Here is a 20611-nt window from a genome sequence, read left to right on the forward strand (position 1 = left end):
CACGTGGTCGTGGAAGTACTCCAGATGCCGCAGGTGCCACACCGCCGTGCCGACCTGGCCGCTGATCTGCGGCGCGCAGTGCAACGAGAGGTCCATGCCGCGGGCGTCGCACAGGGCAGCGACCTTGAGAACCCCGGTGATCCCCAGCGCGCGGGTGACATCGGCCTGCAAGCAGTCCACCGCTCCCGCGGCAAGCATGTGGTGGAAATACGGTAAGTCGTAGCCGTATTCACCGGCGGCGATGTCCATTCCCGGCGGTCCCTGCTCGCACAGCTGATGCAGGCCCTCGAGATCGTCGGAACTCACCGGCTCTTCGAACCACCGCACGTCGTACTCGGCGAAGCGCCCAGCCCACAGCAGCGCTTGTTTGCGGTTGTAAGCGCCGTTGGCGTCGACGAACAGCTCAGCCGCATCGCCGATCGCGGATCGAGCCGCGGCCACCCTGCCCACGTCAGCGCCGGGGTCGCGACCCACCTTCATCTTGACCCGCGGAATTCCCGCCTCGACCCAGCCGCACAACTGCGCCGCCAGCGTGTCGTTGTCATAGGAAGTGAACCCGCCGCTGCCATAAAGCGGGGTGGCGTCGTGCACGGCCCCGAGCGCGACCACCAGCGGTTCGTCCAGCAACCGCGCCCGCAAGTCCCACAGTGCGATGTCGACGGCGGAGATCGCCTCGGCCACCACTCCTGGCTTGCCCAGGTTGCGCACCGCGTGCTGCATCTCCGCCCAGCGGGCCGGCGGCTGCAGGGCGTCCTTGCCCTTCACCACCTCCGCCAACTTCGACTCCACCACGGTGACAACAGGGGTCCCCGCATAGGTGTAGCCGGTCCCGGTCTTGCCACCGGCGCGTGCGGTCACCAGCACGAAGGTCGTGGAATCCCATGACAAGGTGCCATCTGACTCAGGAGCATCGGTGGGAATCGTGTACGCGGAGGCTTCGACGGATTCGACGGGAACGGCGTCGGCATGCACAGTCATGTTCGGGTGACTACCCGCAACACAAACCGGGTATGCCCTGCATCGACCAGGTATGCGGCGCAGGCGAAAGGTGAAGAGTGGAGGAGAAACCAGCACTCGCCGAAGAGCTTGCGCCGCACGTACTTCGGGAATATGCATTGCTGGCCGACGGCGAACGCGGAATTGTTGTCGGACCGCGCGGTGACTGTTGCTGGATGTGCGTGCCGCGGTGGGACAGTCCAGCGGTGTTCAGCGCACTGCTGGGAGGTGGCGGCGTCTATGCCGTCTCCCCGGACCACCCGCGGTTCGTCTGGGGCGGCCGATACGAACAGCGGTCGCTGATCTGGCGCTCCCGCTGGGTGACCACCGACGGAATCGTGGAATGCCGTGAGGCGCTGGCCTTTCCGGGCGATCCCCACACAGCGGTAGTACTGCGCCGCATCCGCGCTCTGGACGGGCCCGCACAAATCCGGATCACGCTCGACCTGCGTGCGAACTTCGGCGCCGACGACATGCGTGACCTCTCCAGCAACGACGGCGTGTGGACCGGCCGGTCAGGCCCGAACCGATTCCGGTGGAGCGGAGCCCAAGGCGCCCGGCGGCGCAACGACGGGGCGCTGCACGCGGTCGTGGACGTCACGCCCGGGCACGACCACGACCTGGTGCTGGAAGTCTCCGATCAAGAACTGCCCAAAGAACCGGTACGACCCAACGACGCCTGGCACGACACCGAACAGGCGTGGGCCAAAGAAGTTCCCGATTTCTCGGGCACCTTGGCCGACCTCGACACCCAGACCGCGTACGCGGTACTGCGCGGCTTGACCAGCAGCGGCGGCGGCATGGTGGCGGCGGCGACGATGTCGCTGCCGGAACGCGCCGAACAAGGCCGGAACTACGACTACCGCTACTGCTGGATCCGCGACCAGTGTTACGCCGGGCAAGCCGTGGCGGCCGCTGGCGCCTACCCACTGCTCGACGACGCCGTTCGCTTCGTCAGCGAACGGGTGCTTGCCGACGGTCCGGGACTCAAGCCTGCTTACTCGGTCACGGGCAAACCGCCTCCAGAAGAACAAGACCTGGACCTGCCCGGCTATCCCGGCGCTGACGTCAAGACCGGCAACTGGGTGACCGACCAGTTCCAGCTCGACGCGTTTGGCGAGGCCCTGCTGCTGTTGGCGGCAGCCGCGAGGCTCGATCGCCTCGACCGCACGACGTGGCGTGCCGCGGAAACATTGGTCCAGGCGATCGGGGACCGGTGGCGCGAGCCCGACGCTGGCATCTGGGAAATAGACGATCGCCGCTGGGCCCATTCGCGGCTCATCTGCGCGGCGGGGCTGCGACGCATCGGCGAGCAAGCGCCCGCGCGGCAGGGCGCGGAGTGGCAACACCTGGCCGACCTACTGGTCGCCGACGCCGATTCGGATTGTCTGCACCCGAGCGGCAGATGGCAACGGGCACCCGACGATCCGCGCATCGACGCTGCGCTGTTGATGCCGTCGATCCGCGGAGCGATTCCGGTCAATGATCCGCGCACGGTTGCCACCCTCGAGGCGGTGCGCGCCGATCTGGGCCGCGACGGTTTCGTGTACCGGTTCCGGCCGGACGAGCGGCCACTCGGCGATGCCGAAGGCGCTTTTCTGTTGTGTGGCTTCCTGATGGCCTTGGCCGATCATCAGCACGGCAACGACCTCGCCGCCGTCCGATGGTTTGAACGCAACCGCACTGCCTGCGGACCGCCCGGATTGTTCACCGAGGAATTCGACGTCCGGCAGCGTCAGCTGCGCGGCAACTTGCCGCAGGCTTTCGTGCATGCGCTGTTGTTCGAGACGGCGCATCGACTCGCCGACGGATGCGGCCCCTCGGTCGGTGCCGGGACTGCATGAAACCACGGCGGACCTGCCAAGAAAGCGTTTGCCAGAAAGCGGCGCGGGGTACCTAGCCGCCGTGGAGCCCGCCGACAGGATGCTCGTCGAACTCTGGAAGCGCAGCAGGATCTACCGGATGTTGCGGCTGGGCGGCTACGTCGCCTTCAACGTACCCCGCGCCGTCACGGCGCTCGGGGGGCTGCTCCTGCTGGGCATCGTCGTGGCGCACCTCTACGTCTTGACCAGGGAGACGGGGCTGCCGCTGTATTTCGTCGTCTACGCCGTCCTGCTGATCGCCGGGTGCTTGCTGGCCGCGGGTGTCATGTGGCTCGCGGTGAATCCTCGTCTGCCACAGCTGGGTTGGCTGATGGGCGACCTGGTGTCGGTCATCTTCCTCGGCTTGTATCTGGCCAGTCGGCCCATGAGCCTGCCGGGGCTGGTAGCGCTGACCGGCCGCTGGGACGTCGCACCCGGCTCGTGGGCGGGCGCGTTCGCGCTGGGCTTCCTCGCAGTGCACATGTCGGTGCTGCTGGGCATCAACGTCGCCTACCCACAGCGGCAGAACTGGCACGACTAACGGGGGAGGGCCTGCAGGATGACGTTCAACTACCCGCTGTGGCTGCGGATCGACCACTGGCTCAATGTGCTCTTCCTGACGTTGCTCTTGCGCAGCGGGATCGAGATTCTGGGCACCCACCCCAAGTTGTATTGGCACGACGACAGCAAGCCCGGCACTGAGTGGGCACGGTTCACCACCAAGGAAATGCCGACCGACAAGTTGTACGACACGCTCGACGAGGAGGAGTCGTACAGCTCGATCGTCGCGTTGCCCGGCCACAAGAAACTGGGGATGGGCCGGCACTGGCACTTTTTCGCGGTGATCGGCTGGATTCTCGTCGGGCTGTCCTACTACATCCTGTTGTTTGCCACCGGCCAATGGCACCGGTACTGGCCCTACTCGTGGTCGATCTTCGCCGACGCCTGGAACGACATCGTCGCCTATATGACGTTCAATCTGCCGCCGCTGTTGCCCAGCGAACCGCTTGATGCCATTCAGAAGCTGACCTATGCCGCTGTCATCTTTTTGCTCGCGCCCTTCCAGATTCTGACCGGTGCTGCGCAGTCCCCGGCAGTCGAGGCACGGTTCCCGTGGTACGTCCAGATGTGGGGTGGCCGGCAATGGGCGCGCAGCCTACATTTCTTCGGGCTGGTCTCGTTCCTGATCTTCATCGTGATCCATCTGTCGATGGTGTTCTTCTGGGGCTGGGGCCAGCTGAATGCCGCGATGATTTTCGGCGCTGTGCGCAACATCAACTGGGCAACGTTCTGGTCGTTTGTGATCATCGGCGCAATCGCGGGCGTGCACGTCTTCGCGACCGTCTGGAGCCTGCGCCGGCCTGATCAGGTGCACCGCATCCTGGGCGCCATCAACACGCGGGCCAAGCTGATGTTGCTGCGGCCGTTGGACTCCCGGCAGAACTATCCGGTGCACAAGCTGTCCAAGGAACACCGCGTCAACGGCAAGCCGCCGTGCTCATATGAGTACAAGGTGATGGCGGTGCACAACTTCGTCGACTGGCGGCTGCGGGTCGGCGGCCTGGTCGAAAAACCGGTGACCCTGGATTTGGAGGCGCTGCGTGCGCTGGCCGAACCGCAGACCCAACGGGTGTTGCACAACTGCGTGCAGGGCTGGACGAGCATTGGTCAGTGGAGCGGCATCCATCTGAGCCGGCTGCTGGAAGAAGTCAAGCCGCTGCCGCAGGCACGTTACATCTGTTTCCTCACTATGCAGGACAACAGCCGCGACGAACCCAGCTCGGACGGGCTCGGGCAGTTCTACGAAGTCATGGATCTCGAACTGGCCTACAAGCCGCAGACCATCCTGGCCTACGAGATGAACGGCAAGCCCTTGCCGATCAAACACGGCGCGCCGCTGCGGTTGCGGGTGGAAACCCAAGTCGGTTTCAAGATGGCCAAGTGGATCAACCAGATCGAGTTGGTCGACGACCACCGCGGCATCGGCATGGGTTTCGGCGGCTGGCGCGAAGACAACATCCACTACGACAAGGACGTGGAGATCTGACAGTGAGCGACATCGACAAACGGGTACGCCCAGAGCTGGTCAGCCTGAATCAGGCTGAGCGCGAAGCTGTTCTCAAGCAGGTCGCCGCCAAGGGTGGGCACTGCGAGACCTGTGGCGCAACGGAATTCGATGTCGGTGATGCGCTGTACCTCGGGTTCTTGTTCCTGGACGAGGAAACCGACGCCTATATGGTGGCGCTGACGTGCCGCAATCCGGACTGCGCCAAGCCACGCACAGGAATCAAGTTGCGGGAGAAGGACTTCCTCACCCGCGACGGGAACGCCGCGCGAGCCGCGAGCTGGACCGTTGAGCTCCCGCGTGGCGCTTAGCCTTCGCGGGTGGCGAATCAGTGAACACCGGGTGAGCCAGGTCGAATCGATCGATCAAGTCCGATAGTCCGCGCAGCTCACCGCACAGCGACTGAAATCGGCGTTCGTCGGCCTCGCTGAGGATGCCCTGCGCGCTGTAGTGAACTAACCGTCGCAGCCGCCCGGCCAGGGCGGTGCCCCACCTGATGGAAAAGTCGTAGCTTTCGCCTTCAGCCAATTCTTCTTTTGCACCAAGCTGCTTCAGCGCCTGGATCTGCTCGTAGATCAACTCGAAGTCGTCGTCGACGCCGATCGGGACGGTCACCGGTCCTCCTACAGATGTGGCTTGGCGACGCTGATCACGGAGTCGATGCCGCGCAAGGTGAGGAAAACTCGGTGTGGTCCAAGCGCCATCCCGGACAGCGGCGCCGACTTCACCTGGCCCGGCGGCAGACTCGAGCGGTAATCGACCACGTGGATGATGTGCATGGTGTCGTTCGGGTAGCCGCCGTAGCTGTTGATCTCGAGCGTCACCAGTTGCCGGTCGGTGGCGACGTAGACCCGGGTGTCGTCGGTGCCGAGGTAGCGCACCGGAAACGACGGCAGTTGCGCACGACCGGCCACGCCCAATCCTTCGCCGCGCCGCTCGGAGTCCACCGAGTTGAGCACAGGGTGTTCGTGGTCGGCGACATAGATGCGGGTCACTTTCGTGTTGTTGCCCGCCCACGCGGCGACGTCCATGGCCATCGCGCCGCGTTCCTCCGCAGGCGACGAGGGTCCTTTGTAGTAGCGGATTCCGGACGGGCCGAAGAGGTGGTAGCTGATCTCGCGTCCGCGGTTGGAGCCGTCGATCGAGTCCGCGCGATCTCCGGTGACCTTCGCGGTCGGCAACTTCCGGTAGCCGTACTGATCCACCGGTGTCACCGACCTCCCGTCGGCCGAGAGCGCCAGCAGGATGCGCATGCCAGCGTCTTCAGCCAGGTACGCAGGAGCCGGGCCGGCGTCGAACTCGTCGACCTGGCGCAGGGTTCCGAGGTCGACAACGGCAACCTTGTTCCGGCTCGGCTCCGGCACCAACACGTGCCGGTCGTCCATCTGACTGATTTGAAGGTTGCGCCCAACCGGCATGGGCTGCGTCAGCCGCGTCTTGGCGTGTTCCGGGCTCATGGGGTCGCTGATCTCGGCTAGACGACCATCGTCGGTCAGCCCGATCAGCGACTGGGTGCCATACGACCACACCGGGTCGTGCAAGGTGGCGCCGACGGATCGCACAGTCACTTCTGGCGTGCTTTCCGGTTGCTGGGGGCTCGAACAGCCTGCGACCGCAATGGCCCCGGCAGCCGCTGCTCCACACCAGCGCCACGCCAGCGACCCGCGACGGGCCACGATGCTCTCCTCTCGCGGTTGCGTCTACCCGTCGGTGCTGTACCCCGGCGTGTGCCCGGTTACACCTGGTTCAGTGCAGCGCGCTGCCTTTGCGCCACTGGTCCCAGGGCACGGTCCAGTCGCCGTTCTGGTCCAGCTGCAGTGGCGGGCCGCCGGTGTTGCGGACCTCGAAGACATCACCCGGCTGCGAGAAATCGAAGAACCACCGCGCGTTCTCCCCATTGATATTCAGGCAGCCGTGCGAGGTGTCGGTGTTGCCCTGCGCCCACACGGTGCTGTCGAGCTCATGTACGTAGATGCCGTCGACGCTGATCCTCACGGCGTAGTTGATGATCTCGCGGTATCCCAGCCGTGAGTTCTTCGGCAGACCGTAGGTCGAGGAATCCATCACGACCGGGTTGCCCTTGTCGAGCACGGTGTAGACGCCAGGCGGCGTCCAAAACGACATGGTCCGGCCGGCGATCTCTTGGGTGCCGCCCATTCCCATCGACGTGGGCATGGTGCGCACCAATTTTCCGTTGTCGAAAACACTGATCTGCTTGGTCGTGTCGTCGGCGATGGATACGTGCGAGTCACCGATTTTGATTGAGACGTGACTGTCTTCTTGCCCGAATATCCCGTTCCCCACCGGGATTCCGTAGATGCGGGCGTCCACGGTGACCGTCGTGCCGGGTGCGTAGTAGTGCTCGGGACGCCAATGCAGGTTTTGGCCATCGACCCAGTACCACGACCCCTGCACCGGCGGCGATGTGGTCACCGTCAGCGCGCGTTCAGCGGCGGCCCGGTCGGCGATCTCTTCGTCGAAGTGCGCGACGATGACCTGCCCTACCCCGTAGGTGCCGCCATCCTGCAAGGGTTGCTCGGAGGTGTTGGTGAACGTGACCTTGCTCTGGTTGGGCGGGGTCAAGGTGGAGAAGGTGGACACCTGAGTCGCCGGGACGCCGCTGGGTCCGCGGCTGCTGATGGTGAGGGTGTAAGTGCGGCCATAACCGAGCGGCACGACAGGCTTCCAATAGGTGTTGTCGGGGGTCATGACGCCCTGCACTGGCTTACCGCTGTCGTTGACCATCCGCACATCGGTCAGCGTGCCGGTGTCGGCGACCACCGACACCTTGGCAATCGGGTCGACGTCGTGTGCGCCCGGCCCTGGACTGATCTTCACCGCCGCAGGCTTGCTCTCGGTGGCCGCGGGCGACAGCTTTCCGTCGTGTGCGCACGCCGCCAACACGATCAGCCCGGCCAAAACGCCGTATAGGACCAACCGCCGCCGCCGCAGCCGCCCGCTCCCCGAGCACGATCGTGCCATTAGCCCACCCGTTTAAGTTGTTGCATGAGTTGATTCACATACCCGCACAGGGCATTTTGGTAAACCGATTCTCCCACGCGGCCGCCCGTCCGGGGCCGGCAGAGCGCGTTTCGTGACTCGAACCGCCGGGTAGTCGCCAGAAGTGCGCGCCGCCCGCAGCCCAGGCGTGCCATCCGGACTGTTCAGGAGGACACCATGCCGAGTGTTAAGTCAGCCACCGATGTGACGCAGTTTCTCGTCGGCCAGCATGAGCGGATCAAGTCTCTGTTCGAAGAGACGTTGAACGGCGAGGGCAAGGAGCGCGAGAAGTCGTTCATCGAACTGCGGCGGTTGCTCGCGGTGCACGAAACCGCAGAGGAGGAGATCGTCCACCCGCGGGCCAAGCGGAAGATCGCCGACGGCGACAAGGTCGTGGGTGCACGGCTGGAGGAGGAAAACGAAGCCAAGAAGGTGCTCACCGAGTTGGAGAACCTCGACGTCGATTCCGACGAGTTCACCGACCAACTGACCAAGCTTCGCGATGCCGTCGTCGACCACGCCGAGCACGAGGAACACGAGGAGTTCTCCAAGCTCGAGGAGGCGCTGGACGAAGACGAGCTCAAGCGGATGGGCCGCGCTGCCGAACTCGCCGAAGCGATTGCGCCGACCCGCCCGCACGCCGGAGTGGAGTCGCAGGTTTCCAATCTGATGGCCGGTCCCTTCGCGGCGATGATGGATCGCGCGCGCGACGCCATCCTCGGGAAGGGCTGAGCGAGTCCAGCATGACAACATTGGGATACCTGCTCACGTGCGAGGAATTCGATCCCAAAGAGTTGGTGCGCCAAGCCGTTCGAGCCCAGGCTGCTGGGTTCGAGCGGCTTTGGATTTCCGACCACTTCCATCCATGGAACGACAAGCAAGGTCAGAGTCCATTCGTGTGGTCGGTGATCGGCGCGGTGTCGCAGGCCTGCTCGCTGCCGGTCACCACGGCCGTCACGTGCCCGATCATGCGGATTCACCCCGCGGTGATCGCGCAGGCCGCAGCGACCTGTGCCGCTCAGCTCGACGGGCGATTCGCCCTGGGCGTGGGAACCGGCGAAGCGCTCAACGAACACATCACCGGGGAACACTGGCCCACCGCGGCCATCCGGCGGGACATGCTCGAGGAGGCGGTGACGGTGATCCGCAAGCTGTTCTCCGGCAAGCAGATCAGCCACCACGGGCCCTATTACACCGTCGAGAATGCCCGCATCTACACGCTGCCCGATAAGCCGCCGCCCATTTACATGTCGGGTTTCGGCCCGCAGGCTGCCCGAATGGCGGGCCGGATCGCTGACGGTTTCCAATGCACCATGCCGTCAGCGGAGCTGGTCACTGAATTCCGGGAGTCCGGCGGCGCCGGAAAACTTATTCAAGCGGGTTTCAAGGTCTGCCACTCGACGACGAAAGCGGAAGGCCTGCGCACGGCACACGCCCTGTGGGCCAATGAGCAGTTGCCGGGTCAGCTCGCCCAAATACTGCCTACTCCAGCGGACTTCGAGCAGGCGTCGAGCCTGGTTCCGGAGTCTGCGGTAGCGCAGACAGTGCCGTGCGGGCCCGACGCCAAGCCCTACATCGACCGCATCCGCCAATTCGCCGACGCCGGATTCGACGAGGTGTACGTGCAGCAGATCGGTTCGGAGCAAGACCGGTTCTTCGACTTCTGGGAGTCCGAAATCGCGCCCCAGCTCACAGCGGCGTGAGGATCCGTCATGGCTACAGCGCAGAAAACCAGCGCCGCGAGCTACTTACCCGAGGACCGCGACCTCGAATCACTCGAAGCCGCGGCGGGCGTGTGCCGAGGCTGCTCGCTGTACGAAAACGCTTCGCAGACGGTCTTCGGTCACGGCGACTCACGCGCCCCCATCATGCTGGTGGGTGAGCAGCCCGGCGACCGCGAGGACATCGAAGGCCTGCCGTTTGTAGGCCCGGCCGGCCGGCTGCTGGCCCGCGCGCTCGACGAGGCGGACATCGATCCGAAACTGACGTACCAAACAAACGCCGTCAAGCATTTCAAGTTCACCCGCAAGAACGGCAAGCGCCGCATACACCAGAAACCCAGCCGCACCGAAGTCGTGGCATGCCGCCCATGGCTGATCGCCGAAATCGAGGCGGTGCGACCGCAAGTGATCGTCTGCCTGGGTGCCACAGCGGCGCAAGCCCTTCTGGGTGCGGCTTTTCGCGTCTCCGCGCATCGCGGCGAGGTGATGCATCTGCCCGCGGAAGCAGACATACACGTCGCGCCCGAGCCAGAGGTGCTAGCGACCGTTCACCCGTCGGCCGTGCTACGTGATCGCAGTGAACGCCGCGACGAGGCCTACGGCTTGTTCGTCGACGACCTTCGCAGCGCGCGCACCGCTATGGCCAAACGCAAACGCGCATAGCTGTTTGGCCCGCATAGCGGCGGGTACACGTCGATTGTGACCATCGGCACCGTCACCGCCGCCATGGCACACACCCACCGCCGCACGTCCCCAACAAGCGGCCGGCGGTGGCGCGCCGGTGGTCCACCTCCACGCCCATAAATCCAACGCACCGACTCGCGTCCGGCCCTAACTGACCAAGGAGCAATAATGCCCAATACCGCCGACTTCATCCTGGAACGCTTGCGGCAGTGGGGGATTCATCGAATCTTCGGCTATCCCGGCGACGGCATCCTGTCGATGCTGGGGGCACTCGATCGGGCCGGGGGCGATCCGGAACTGATTCAGCCGCGGCACGAGGAGATGGCGGCGTTCATGGCCACCGGGCACGCCAAATTCACCGGGGAGATCGGCTGCTGCTTGGCGACCTCGGGCGGGGGCACAATCCACTTGCTCAACGGTCTCTACGACGCCAAGCTCGACCACTATCCGGTGGTGGCCATCGTGGGTCAGCAGAAACGGATGTCGCTGGGCGCGGCCTTTCAGCAGGAGATCGACCCGAACACGCTGTACAAAGACGTGTCCTCGGACTTCGTCCAGACCTGTATGGCGCCGGTACAGGCCCGCCACCTCGTCGACCGGGCCTGCAAGGTGGCGCTGAACAACCGGACAGTGGCGACGATCATCCTCCCGGAGGACGTGGCGATGGCCGAGGCCGAGCCGTCGCCCCCGCGGATGCACGGCGCGGTGTTCAGCAGCGTGGGCTGGACAAGGCCGACGATGATACCGCCGGAGTCCGAGGTCAAGAAGGCAGCGGAGATCCTCAACGCCGGCAAGAAGGTGGCGATCCTGGTCGGGCAAGGCGCCGCCGAGGCGTCAGACGAGGTGGTCCAGGTAGCCGAGCTGCTCGGCGCCGGGGTGGCGAAGTCGTCGCTGGGCCGGGCTGTTCTGCCGGACGACCTGCCCTACGTCACCGGTCCGATCGGGCTGCTTGGCTCCACCGCCAGCGAGGCCATGATGTCGGGCGCGGACACCCTGTTTTTCATCGGCACCAGCTTCCCCTACGCCGAGTGGCTGCCGAAGGAAGGCCAGTGCCGCGGCGTGGAGATCAACCGCGACGGCCGGATGATCGGCACCCGCTATCCGATGGAGGCCAACCTGGTCGGCGATTCGAAAGAGACTCTGCAGCAACTGATTCCGCTGCTGAAGCGAAAGGACGACAGGTCCTGGCGGTCGAAGATCGAAAAGGAAGTCGCCGAATGGTGGCGGGTACTTGACAAGCGGGCACACGACAAGGCCGATCCGCTCAACCCCGAGCTGGTGGTGCACGAGCTGTCCAAGCGGCTGCCCGACAACGCCATCCTGACCACCGACGCCGGATCTGTCGCCAACTGGTGGGCCCGGCATTTGAAGATGCGCCCCGGCATGGCCGCGTCATTGGCGGGGAACTTGGCCACCATGGGTCCGGGCACGCCGTATGCCATCAGCGCCAAGCTGGCTCACCCCGGCCGGCCGGTGATCGCCCTCGTCGGTGACGGTGTGTTCCAGATGAACGGACTGGCGGAGATGATCACCGTCAAGCGGTACAAAGATCGGCTCTCCGACGGCCCGCTGATCTTCTGCGTGTTCAACAACCAAGACCTCAACCAGGTGACCTGGGAACAGCGGGCAATGGGCGGCGAACCGAAGTTTGAAGGCTCGCAGTACATTCCGGACGTTCCCTACGCCGAAATGGCCAACCTGCTCGGCTTGACCGGTATCCGCTGTGACAGCCCGAAGACCATCGCCGAGGCCTGGGAGCAGGCGCTGTCGGCCAACCGCCCGGTGGTTTTGGAGGTGGTTGTCGACGCGGACATCCCGCCGGTACCGCCGCACATCAAGAAGGAGATGGCGAAGAAGACCGCCAAGGCGGTGATGAAAGACCCGGACCGGGTCAGCATCGCCACCAAGGGCGCAAAGCAGAAGATGCACGAGTTCACCGAGTCGCTCAAGCCATCGTCGCGGAAGTCGCAGGGCAGCGACGAATGAGCCTGCGCGCCAACGGTAGAACACAGACCATCCCGGCGCGCCCGGACACCCGTTTCGCCGCCGGGATGGCGAGCGTCGACAAGGTCAATGTCGCCGGCCTCGAAGCTCAGCTGCGCCGCAATGTCAACGGGGAGGTGCGGTTCGACACCGCCACGAAGGCGATGTATGCCAACGACGCTTCCAATTTCCGACAGGTGCCTATCGGGGTGGTAGTCCCGAAGACGCTCGACGACGTCGTCGAAACTGTGCGGGCCTGCCACGCCTATCACGCCCCGGTGCTGTGCCGCGGCGGGGGAACCAGCCTGTCCGGCGAAACAGTCAATGTCGCTGTGGTTATCGACTTCTCGAAGTACCTCACGGAGATTGTCGACATTGATGCTGACCGTCGCCTGGCGACTGTGCAGACCGGTGTGATCAACGAGCAACTCAACAGGGCCACCGGCGAATACGGGCTGGTGTTCGGTCCCGACCCGTCGTCGCACTCGCGGTGCACGCTGGGCGGCAACATCGGCAACAACTCGTGTGGGGTGCATTCGATCCAGTCGCACCTTTACGGCCCGGGACCGCGTACGTCGGACAACACCCACGCCTTGGAAGTCATCACCTACGACGGCGCCCGGTTCTGGGTCGGCAACAACGAAGAGGAGCGGCTGGACGCGATCATTGCCGAGGGTGGCCGCAAAGGTGAAATCTACGCCGCACTGAAGGATTTGCGTGACGAGTACGCCGACGATATCCGCCGTGGGTTCCCCAGTGTTGACGAGCTGCCGCGACGGGTGTCCGGATACAACCTCGACGAGCTGCTTCCCGAAAATGGCTTCAACGTCGCACGTGCGCTGGTCGGGACCGAGAGCACCTGCGCGGTGGCACTGACCGCGACCGTGATGCTCACACCGGCGATGGCACACCGCACCCTTGTCGTGATCCAGTACGACACATTGGGCGAGGCCGGCGACGCAGTGCCCGACATCATGGCGTGGAAACCGATCGGCCTTGAGGCCGTCGACCACATGCTGGTGCACGACCAGGAGTTGACTGGCACCAACGCCGCCGGGCGAGCAGCGCTGCCCAGGCCCAAATCCACCGGCGCCTGGCTTTTCGTGCAGTTCGGGTCCGATCAGCCTGGTGAGTCATTCAGCCGTGCTGAGGAATTCGTCGGCTGGCTGCGGAAGAAGAAGAACTACGACGACGATCGCATCCTGTTGGCCCGCAGTAAACAAGACGGCGGGAATAGCGACGAGCTGTGGTCGATCCGGGAAGCTGGGCTGGGTTCCACCGCCTTCCCGAAAGACAGCGGCGACCATTGGCCGGGCTGGGAGGACTCTGCGGTGCCGCCGCACCGGGTCGGCGACTATGTGCGCGATCTGCAGCGGTTGTACGCCGACCACGGCCTGCGGGGCGCCATGTATGGGCACCTGGGGGAGGGCTGCATCCACTCCCGCATCAGTTTCGACCTGCGCCACCACGACGGGCTGGTGACGTATCGGCGCTTCATGGAAGCTGCCGGCGACCTGGTGGCCTCTTACGGCGGGTCGATGTCGGGTGAGCACGGTGACGGCCAGCAGCGGGCCGAATTGCTCGGCAAGCAGTATGGCCCGCGGCTGCTGGAGGCGATGCGGCGGTTCAAGCTGATTTGGGATCCCGAGTGGAAGATGAACCCCGGCAAGGTCATCGACGCCTACCGGTTCGACGAGAACCTCAAGCTCGGCACCGACTACAACCCGCCGCGGCCCAAGGTGAAGTTCGCCTACGAGGAGGACGACGGCGATTTCGCGCATGCAGCGCTGCGGTGCGTCGGTGTGGGCAAATGCCGGGTGCCGCAGGCTGAGATGACGATGTGCCCGAGTTATCAGGTGACGCGGGAGGAAAAGCACTCTACGCGTGGACGCGCGCGGCTGCTGTTCGAGATGCTGCGCGGCGAAGTGATCACCGACGGCTGGCAGTCGAATGAGGTGGCCGACGCGCTGGATCTGTGTCTGGCGTGCAAGGGCTGCACCAGCGATTGCCCGGTCAACGTCGACATCCCCACGTACAAGGCGGAATTCCTGTACCACCATTTCCGGTCGCTGCGGCGGTGGCGCCCGCGTTACGCCTACGCGTTCGGGTTTATCGACCAGGCCGCGCGGCTGGCGAGCGCGATGCCGGAGCTGGTGAACTTCGCGACGCAGACGCCGGTCCTTTCCCGGATCGCCAAGACACTGGGCGGGATTGACCGACGCCGGCCGCTTCCGACGTTTGCTCCGATGACGCTGCAGCAATGGTTCGCCAATCGTCCGGTGGTCAATGCCGGCGGGCCGCGGGTGGTCCTCTTTCCCGACACATTCAACAACCGGCTGCACACCGACGTCGGCATCGCTTGCGTGGAGGCGCTGGAGGCCGCCGGCTGGCAGGTCGTCATGCCGCAAGGGCATATCTGTTGCGGTCGACCGCTCTACGACTACGGGTTCCTCGATGTCGCTGAGCGCTACCTGCACCATGTGATGTCGCGGCTGCGGAGCGAAATCCGTGCCGGCACACCGATTGTCGGGATGGAGCCGAGCTGCCTGGCCGTGTTCAAAGACGAGCTCGGCAAGCTCCTGCCGCACGATGACGACGCGGATCGGCTGGCGCGCAACAGCTATCACTTCGCGGAGTTCCTGGATGCATTCAACGTCGAGTTGCCGTCGGCGTCGGGCGCGCGGGTCTTGCTGTGGGGCCACTGCCACCAACGGGCCACCGGCGGCGTCGATGCCGACCAACAGATCTTGAAGCGGATGGGTGTCGACGTGGAGCCTGTGTCGGGTGGCTGCTGCGGACTGGCCGGATCATGGGGCTTCGAGGAAGGCAAGTACCAACTGTCGCTGGACTGCGGTGAGCAGGCGTTGTTGCCGGCGATCCGGAAGAACCCAGACGCCTTGGTCGTGGCCAACGGGTTCTCTTGCCAGACCCAGATCACTCATGCAGGCGCGGCATCGCCCCTGCATCTGGCGCAGGTCATGGCCATGGCGCGCGAGTCCGCCGACATTCGGACTGCCGTACCGCCGAGCCGGCCGGAACCCGCGACAAAGATCCGCGCCACCCGAGTCGCGGTGCCAATCGCTGCGATCGGTGCTGCGGCGGCCGGTGCGTCATGGGCGCTGTGGTCAGCGCGCCGTTCAGGGTGATCGACGGCCCTACGGATCGTCTTCCTCGTCTTCGCTTAGCAGTTCTTCGGGGTGGTGGAAGAGGTTGACGCGGGGTTGGCCGCGGTCGAGGTGCGGTGGTGGGATCCATTCGGTGCGGCCGTCTTGGCGTTTTCGGGTTTGCCAGCCGCCGGGTTGGACGATGCGGTGGTCGGTGCCGCAGGCCAGGGTCAGGTCGTTGACGTCGGTGGCGCGGCATTTGGCGAAGTCGGTGACGTGGTGCACCTCGGCGAAGTAGGCGGGCACGTCGCAGTCCGGCGCGGTGCAGCCACGGTCCTTCGCGTACAACACGATTCGCTGCCCCGGTGAGGCCAGCCGTTTGGTGTGATAGAGCGCCAGCGCTTTGCCTTTGTCGAAGATCGCTAGGTAGTGGTGGGCGTGCGTCGCCATGCGGATCACATCACTCATCGGCAAGATGCTGCCGCCTCCGGTGAGTCCGCGTCCGGCGCCGGCTTCGAGCTCGGCCAGGGTGGTGGTGACGACAATGCTGGCCGGTAACCCGTTGTGCTGACCGAGCTTTCCCGAAGCCAGCAGTGCGCGCAGACCTGCATTGAGCCCGTCGTGGTTGCGTTGAGCCGTCGAGCGGGTGTCGCGCTCGATGGCTTCTTGGCTGGGCGCGCCGTCTACACACGGTGCATCATCGGCGGCGTTGCACATGCCCGGGGCGGCCAGTTTGGCCAGCACCGCTTCGATGGTGGCGCGGGCTTCGGGGGTCAGCCAACCGCGAATCGGGCTCATGCCGTCGATGTCTTGCTTACCTAGGCTTAGCCCGCGCCGCCGGGCCCTGTCCTCGTCGCTGAAATTGCCATCAGGATTAATGCAGTCCGCGAGCTTGTCGGCCAGCTTGGCCAGCTGGTCGGGGCGAAACTGGGATCCTTGGCGGGCCAACTGCGCTTCGGCGCGCTGGCGCGTCTGCTCGTCGACCCAGCCGGGCAGCTGCTGGCAGAACCGGCGGATCACCGCCACATGCTCAGCGCCGATCTTGCCGTCGCGTTGGGCGGCGGCGGTGGCGGCTAACTGGGCCGGCAGCCGCTCACCGGTGAGTCCCTGACGCGGCCCCAGATCCTGGGCCTCGCGGATGCGTCGGGCCGCCTCGGCGCGGCTGACCAACACCCACTCCGCCAATGCGTGCGAGAGCTTGCCGCCGAGTTCTTCGGGGCCAGCCTGACGGGCGATCTGGTTGATCAACCCATGCTCGACAGTCGGCAATCGGCGCCGCACCCGCTCACAGCGCTCCAACAACGCAAATCGCTCCGGAGTGGTCAACGCGTCGAACTGCAACGCCGCAACGGCATCCACTGCCGCATCGAGAGCATCGAAGACGTCGACGATCTCTTCACGGCTATTCGAACGCATGTACGAATACTAGCGCCAGCCACCGACACGCGGTCTCCCCACAAAGACCATCTGGGGATGGAATGCCAACTGTAGACAAAGGATTCGAGCAGGGCGTATGCCGCTAGATCACTGCTGCAAGCGTCGGCGTCCCCAATCAGATGCTGCCAGCACCGTCGCCGCAAGTGCCCCGCCCACCAATGACAATCGATGCCGGACTGTCCAGAACTGCGGGCTGTGCTCGTGTGCTTGATCGTCGAAGACGCCGTGCGCCCCGAAGTCGCGACCGCCCGGCCCGTCAAGCGGCTCCCAGAGATTGGCCGGCCGGCCAGAACTAATCGGCTGATCCGTCTGCTGGGAGCTGTAGCCATTGCGGGCGAGGTAGCGGTCGAGGAGTGCCGGCGCGAGCCGCTGTCCCGAAATCGTGGCGACGGTGCTCGCTCCGACCCAATACTGCTTGCGGCGCGGATGGTCCAGCGCATGGATGACGCCGCGGGCCGCGACTTCCGGCTGGTAGATCGGCGGAACCGGCTGCGGATGCTTGCCCAGCCGCGACAGCACCCACGAGAACTGCGGCGTGTTGACCGCCGGCATCTGCACCACGGTCACCCGAACCTTACTGCCCTCGTGCAACAACTCGGTGCGCAGCGATTCGGTGAACCCGTTGACCGCATGCTTAGCGCCGCAGTATGCCGACTGCAGCGGAATCGCACGGATGCCCAGCGCCGAGCCCACCTGGACGATCACGCCGGAATCTCGCGGCAGCATCCGCTTCACTGCCGCCATGGTGCCGTAGACGAAGCCGAGGTATGTCACCTCGGTGACTCTGCGGAATTCGTCCGGCTCAATCTGCGCAAAAGGCGCGAACACCGACGTGAACGCGACATTGATCCAGGCGTCGATCGGGCCGAACCGCTCCTCGACACGGCTGGCGGCCTCGTCGACTGCCTCAAAGTCGGATACGTCGGTCGGGATTGCCAGCGCCTCACCGCCTGCTTGCTTGATTTCGTTGGCCGCCGCCTGCAGGCCCGCTTCGCCGCGCGCCAGCAGACCCACACATGCGCCGCGCTGGCCGAGCAGACGCGCAGTCGCGCGGCCGATGCCGGCGCTCGCCCCGGTGACCACGACAACCTGTCGATTCTTGGTCCGTCGTCCAATTGAGCTGAGAACCATGGTGTTGCCTCTACCCCGGCATCAGACTCGTAAACATCACTGCAAACCCGGTAAGTAGCTACGAACGGTTGACGCTGACTAACCGTTCGTCCATACTTACCGCTATGGCTGCCTCGGTCGACGCCGTGCTGGATGCTCTCGGAGAGCCCACTCGGCGTGCCATCCTGGAGAAGCTGACCGCCGGTCCGATCGCCGTCGGAGTGCTGGCCGACCAGCTACCGGTGTCTCGACCAGCGGTTTCACAGCACCTGCGGGTGCTCAAGGACGCTGATCTGGTCGTCGAATCGGTCGCCGGCACCCGACGGCTGTACCGCATCAACCACTCGGGGCTGCAAGCGGTGCGCGACTACCTCGACCGGTTCTGGGAAACCGCGTTGGACAACTTCGCCATTCTGGCCGCCGCCGAGGCGGAGGCCGACAACCGCAAGCGATCGTCCGGCAGGAAGACTGACAAGGGTCGCACCGGCAAGAAGTGAGGAGCACTGATGGGTACTGAATCCGCTGCCGCCGTCGAGGTCGTCCGATCGGTGAGTGTGCCGCTGCCACAAGCGCAGACGTTCGAGTTGTTCACTGCGCGAATGACCGAGTTCTGGCCCAAAGAACATTCGATCGGCAGCTCGGAAATCGCCGAGGTGGTGGTCGAACCTCGCAGCGGCGGGCGCTGGTTCGAGCGTGGTGTGGACGGCAGCGAATGTCCCTGGGGCCGGGTCGCAACCTGGGATCCGCCACGAAAAGTGGTTCTGCTCTGGCAAATCGGGGCAGACTGGCAATTCGACCCCAACTTCGAGACCGAGGTAGAGGTGACGTTCACTGACGACGGCGCGGGGCGCACCCGCGTGGACCTGCGCCACTGCAACCTGCAGCGCTACGGGGACAGCACTGAACAGATGCGCGCGATCTTCGACGATCCCAGTGGCTGGACCGGCACCTTGGCTCGCTTCGCCGAGTTGGCATCCGACCAAACCGCACACCGGAAGTGGTGACGCGGATGCAAGATTCGGCCACCATGCAGATGGCCTGCGAGGAACGGGCAGACTTCGCCGACCTGCTTGCCGAACTATCGCCGCAGCAGTGGGAGCATCCGAGCCTATGCGAGCGGTGGCGCGTCAAAGACGTTGTGGCCCACGTGCTCAGCTACGACGAACTGAGCCGCCCGCAGTTGGTATGGCGCTTCGTCAAAGGCGGGTTATGGCCGAATCGCATCAATGCGATCGGTGTGGCTGAGTACGCCACTCGCTCACCCGAGCAGCTTGCCGCGCTGATGCGCGCGTGTATCCCGCCACGGGGTTTCGCGTCGGGTTTCGGGGGCATGATCGCGCTTGTTGACGGGATGATCCATCAGCAAGACATCCGGCGACCACTCGGGATTCCCCGCAGTATTCCGCCGGAGCGGCTGTGTACGGTGCTGAATTATGCACTGACTGCCCCCGCGGTGCGCGGCGCGCGGCGTGCCCGCGGCGCTCGGCTGGTTGCGACCGACCTGGACTGGACCCATGGCAACGGCCCCGAAGTCAGCGGACCCGGAGAAGCGCTGCTGATGGCCATGGCCGCACGCCCAGACGCTCTGAAACAGCTGTCTGGGCCTGGTAAAGACATTCTGGCCCAACGCATCTGCGGCTAGCTGCCGCCGAACTACTCAGGGACGGCGACCGCCGACAAGGCGGCATCCACGCTTTGGTCGACAGGCAGCAGACCGGTCAGCCCACACGCCACGACGGTGCGTGCGACCACCGGCTGCAGGCTGACCAGGCGCAGCTCGACACCGCGACCCCGACACCGCTTCGCCTCCTCAGCCAGCACTGAGAAAGCGCAGCAGCCAATGAAATCCAGGCCGTTGGTGTCAACGATCAGCGGTCCCGGCGGGCTGACCGCAGCGGCCGCCTCGTCCAATAACCGTCGCCAGGTGTTCTCGTTGCATGCGTCGATCTCGCCGCCCGCATAGATCATCACCGCTGAGCCGCTGCGCTGAGTGGTGGCCCGCAGGGTGCTGCGGGCATCGCCCAGCTCTGCGACCAGACGCGTGCTCAGCGTGAGATGGTTCAGGCTGCTAGGAAGGAATTCTGCCGCGGAGACATTCATGTGGACTCCTAATCGTCTGGCGCTTGAGGCGCCGGCGATGGATGTCCGTCCTACACGTCTTAAGACAGACCGTGAAACTTTGCAGGTTTCTTTTCTATAACGAGACAGGTCGGTCTGTCTATAGAGCGGGGGTAAGAGTATGGTAAGGCAGCTATGACGAGCGCAGATGTGGCATCAGCTGCGACGGCGTCGGCTCGAGAGCGCATCTTGAGCACGGCGTACGACCTATTCACCAGGCGGGGTATTCGCGCGGTGGGAACCGACGAGGTGGTCGAGCGATCAGGCGTTGCCAAAGCCACGCTTTACCGCCATTTCCCCAGCAAGAACGACCTCGTGCTGGCGGTGCTCGAACGCCGCGAGCAGTTGTGGACGCTCGGTTTGGTCGAAAGCCAGTCACGGTTGCGCGGCAAAACGCCGGAAGAACAACTACTCGCGATTTTCGACGTCTTCCACGACTGGTTTCAAAAGCGCGACGGCTTCGAGGGCTGCTCGTTCATCAACGTCTTGCTCGAGATGGGTGTCGAGCATCCGGCCGGGCAGGCCAGTATC

At 64.9% G+C, this 20611-nt stretch carries 20 protein-coding genes; 13 read left to right on the top strand and 7 right to left on the bottom strand.

Going from position 1 to position 20611, the window contains the following annotated elements; genetic code table 11:
- Positions 1-978, bottom strand: a 978-nt coding sequence (locus tag VFA16_RS13055) for an enolase C-terminal domain-like protein (protein WP_324968218.1), incomplete at its 3' end; no start/stop codon positions are given.
- 77 nt (positions 979-1055) lie between these two features.
- Here VFA16_RS13055 and VFA16_RS13060 point away from each other — a divergent pair.
- The 4 genes from VFA16_RS13060 to VFA16_RS13075 all read left to right on the top strand — a co-directional run bounded on the left by VFA16_RS13060 (position 1056) and on the right by VFA16_RS13075 (position 5234).
- The gene (locus tag VFA16_RS13060) at positions 1056-2840 is read left to right on the top strand and encodes a glycoside hydrolase family 15 protein (RefSeq protein WP_324968219.1); all 1785 of its coding nucleotides are present in this window, start codon (positions 1056-1058) and stop codon (positions 2838-2840) included.
- A gap of 61 nt (positions 2841-2901) precedes the next feature.
- On the top strand, positions 2902-3399 hold the full coding sequence (locus tag VFA16_RS13065; protein WP_324968220.1) for an oxidoreductase: 498 nt from the start codon (positions 2902-2904) through the stop codon (positions 3397-3399).
- An 18-nt stretch (positions 3400-3417) separates the two neighbouring features.
- A complete protein-coding gene (locus tag VFA16_RS13070; protein ID WP_324968221.1) occupies positions 3418-4905 on the top strand; it encodes a molybdopterin-dependent oxidoreductase in 1488 nt (495 codons plus the stop codon).
- Between the two features lie 2 nt (positions 4906-4907).
- Complete coding sequence (locus tag VFA16_RS13075) at positions 4908-5234, top strand: hypothetical protein (RefSeq protein ID WP_324968222.1); 327 nt, start codon at positions 4908-4910, stop codon at positions 5232-5234.
- Here VFA16_RS13075 and VFA16_RS13080 read toward each other — a convergent pair.
- The 3 genes from VFA16_RS13080 to VFA16_RS13090 all read right to left on the bottom strand — a co-directional run bounded on the left by VFA16_RS13080 (position 5170) and on the right by VFA16_RS13090 (position 7905).
- Positions 5170-5538, bottom strand: coding sequence for a hypothetical protein (locus VFA16_RS13080; protein ID WP_324968223.1), 369 nt, complete (start codon positions 5536-5538; stop codon positions 5170-5172). The two genes, VFA16_RS13075 and VFA16_RS13080, sit on opposite strands and share 65 nt — an antisense overlap.
- 8 nt (positions 5539-5546) lie before the next feature.
- Entirely contained in the window at positions 5547-6602 is a 1056-nt protein-coding gene (locus tag VFA16_RS13085) for a hypothetical protein (RefSeq protein WP_414687712.1), read from the bottom strand.
- 67 nt (positions 6603-6669) lie between these two features.
- Positions 6670-7905, bottom strand: coding sequence for a L,D-transpeptidase (locus VFA16_RS13090; protein WP_324968224.1), 1236 nt, complete (start codon positions 7903-7905; stop codon positions 6670-6672).
- Between the two features lie 195 nt (positions 7906-8100).
- Between VFA16_RS13090 and VFA16_RS13095 the strand changes: the two genes are divergently transcribed.
- The 5 genes from VFA16_RS13095 to VFA16_RS13115 all read left to right on the top strand — a co-directional run bounded on the left by VFA16_RS13095 (position 8101) and on the right by VFA16_RS13115 (position 15457).
- Complete coding sequence (locus VFA16_RS13095; protein WP_324968225.1) at positions 8101-8655, top strand: hemerythrin domain-containing protein; 555 nt, start codon at positions 8101-8103, stop codon at positions 8653-8655.
- 11 nt (positions 8656-8666) lie between these two features.
- Positions 8667-9626: a TIGR03557 family F420-dependent LLM class oxidoreductase gene (locus VFA16_RS13100; protein WP_324968226.1), complete on the top strand. Its 960-nt coding sequence runs from the start codon at positions 8667-8669 to the stop codon at positions 9624-9626.
- A gap of 9 nt (positions 9627-9635) precedes the next feature.
- The gene (locus tag VFA16_RS13105; protein WP_324968227.1) at positions 9636-10307 is read left to right on the top strand and encodes a UdgX family uracil-DNA binding protein; all 672 of its coding nucleotides are present in this window, start codon (positions 9636-9638) and stop codon (positions 10305-10307) included.
- 189 nt (positions 10308-10496) lie between these two features.
- Positions 10497-12314 (top strand): thiamine pyrophosphate-requiring protein, encoded by a 1818-nt coding sequence (locus VFA16_RS13110; RefSeq protein WP_324968228.1) that lies wholly within the window; start codon positions 10497-10499, stop codon positions 12312-12314.
- Positions 12311-15457: an FAD-binding and (Fe-S)-binding domain-containing protein gene (locus tag VFA16_RS13115; protein ID WP_324968229.1), complete on the top strand. Its 3147-nt coding sequence runs from the start codon at positions 12311-12313 to the stop codon at positions 15455-15457. The genes VFA16_RS13110 and VFA16_RS13115 overlap by 4 nt, the downstream gene beginning before the upstream one ends.
- Before the next feature lie 9 nt (positions 15458-15466).
- Here the strand turns inward: VFA16_RS13115 and VFA16_RS13120 are convergent, their stop codons facing one another.
- Together VFA16_RS13120 and VFA16_RS13125 are read right to left on the bottom strand one after the other, a co-directional pair.
- Positions 15467-16831, bottom strand: coding sequence for an HNH endonuclease signature motif containing protein (locus VFA16_RS13120; protein ID WP_324968230.1), 1365 nt, complete (start codon positions 16829-16831; stop codon positions 15467-15469).
- A gap of 108 nt (positions 16832-16939) precedes the next feature.
- Complete coding sequence (locus tag VFA16_RS13125; RefSeq protein WP_324968231.1) at positions 16940-17983, bottom strand: SDR family oxidoreductase; 1044 nt, start codon at positions 17981-17983, stop codon at positions 16940-16942.
- Between the two features lie 104 nt (positions 17984-18087).
- Between VFA16_RS13125 and VFA16_RS13130 the strand changes: the two genes are divergently transcribed.
- Genes VFA16_RS13130 through VFA16_RS13140 form a run of 3 tightly spaced genes read left to right on the top strand, consistent with a single transcriptional unit; the run spans position 18088 to position 19604 of the window.
- Positions 18088-18459, top strand: coding sequence for a metalloregulator ArsR/SmtB family transcription factor (locus VFA16_RS13130; protein ID WP_324968232.1), 372 nt, complete (start codon positions 18088-18090; stop codon positions 18457-18459).
- Between the two features lie 9 nt (positions 18460-18468).
- Positions 18469-18966, top strand: coding sequence for an SRPBCC family protein (locus VFA16_RS13135; RefSeq protein WP_324968233.1), 498 nt, complete (start codon positions 18469-18471; stop codon positions 18964-18966).
- 23 nt (positions 18967-18989) lie between these two features.
- On the top strand, positions 18990-19604 hold the full coding sequence (locus tag VFA16_RS13140) for a maleylpyruvate isomerase family mycothiol-dependent enzyme (RefSeq protein WP_414687713.1): 615 nt from the start codon (positions 18990-18992) through the stop codon (positions 19602-19604).
- Positions 19605-19615: 11 nt separating this feature from the next.
- Here the strand turns inward: VFA16_RS13140 and VFA16_RS13145 are convergent, their stop codons facing one another.
- Complete coding sequence (locus VFA16_RS13145) at positions 19616-20062, bottom strand: anti-sigma factor antagonist (protein WP_324968235.1); 447 nt, start codon at positions 20060-20062, stop codon at positions 19616-19618.
- A gap of 153 nt (positions 20063-20215) precedes the next feature.
- Here VFA16_RS13145 and VFA16_RS13150 point away from each other — a divergent pair.
- Positions 20216-20611: TetR/AcrR family transcriptional regulator (locus VFA16_RS13150; protein WP_324968236.1), on the top strand; the 396-nt coding region annotated here is incomplete at its 3' end.

The sequence above is a fragment of the Mycobacterium sp. genome (assembly GCF_035653355.1).
GTDB lineage: Bacteria > Actinomycetota > Actinomycetes > Mycobacteriales > Mycobacteriaceae > Mycobacterium.

Bases quoted from the DNA above. Each gene is read 5' to 3' on its own strand.
- VFA16_RS13070 (WP_324968221.1), top strand. From the start codon at position 3,418: ATGACGTTCAACTACCCGCTGTGGCTGCGGATCGACCACTGGCTCAAT.
- VFA16_RS13090 (WP_324968224.1), bottom strand. From the start codon at position 7,905: ATGGCACGATCGTGCTCGGGGAGCGGGCGGCTGCGGCGGCGGCGGTTG.
- VFA16_RS13095 (WP_324968225.1), top strand. From the start codon at position 8,101: ATGCCGAGTGTTAAGTCAGCCACCGATGTGACGCAGTTTCTCGTCGGC.
- VFA16_RS13100 (WP_324968226.1), top strand. From the start codon at position 8,667: ATGACAACATTGGGATACCTGCTCACGTGCGAGGAATTCGATCCCAAA.
- VFA16_RS13105 (WP_324968227.1), top strand. From the start codon at position 9,636: ATGGCTACAGCGCAGAAAACCAGCGCCGCGAGCTACTTACCCGAGGAC.
- VFA16_RS13110 (WP_324968228.1), top strand. From the start codon at position 10,497: ATGCCCAATACCGCCGACTTCATCCTGGAACGCTTGCGGCAGTGGGGG.
- VFA16_RS13115 (WP_324968229.1), top strand. From the start codon at position 12,311: ATGAGCCTGCGCGCCAACGGTAGAACACAGACCATCCCGGCGCGCCCG.
- VFA16_RS13120 (WP_324968230.1), bottom strand. From the start codon at position 16,831: ATGCGTTCGAATAGCCGTGAAGAGATCGTCGACGTCTTCGATGCTCTC.
- VFA16_RS13125 (WP_324968231.1), bottom strand. From the start codon at position 17,983: ATGGTTCTCAGCTCAATTGGACGACGGACCAAGAATCGACAGGTTGTC.
- VFA16_RS13130 (WP_324968232.1), top strand. From the start codon at position 18,088: ATGGCTGCCTCGGTCGACGCCGTGCTGGATGCTCTCGGAGAGCCCACT.
- VFA16_RS13135 (WP_324968233.1), top strand. From the start codon at position 18,469: ATGGGTACTGAATCCGCTGCCGCCGTCGAGGTCGTCCGATCGGTGAGT.
- VFA16_RS13140 (WP_414687713.1), top strand. From the start codon at position 18,990: ATGCAGATGGCCTGCGAGGAACGGGCAGACTTCGCCGACCTGCTTGCC.
- VFA16_RS13145 (WP_324968235.1), bottom strand. From the start codon at position 20,062: ATGAATGTCTCCGCGGCAGAATTCCTTCCTAGCAGCCTGAACCATCTC.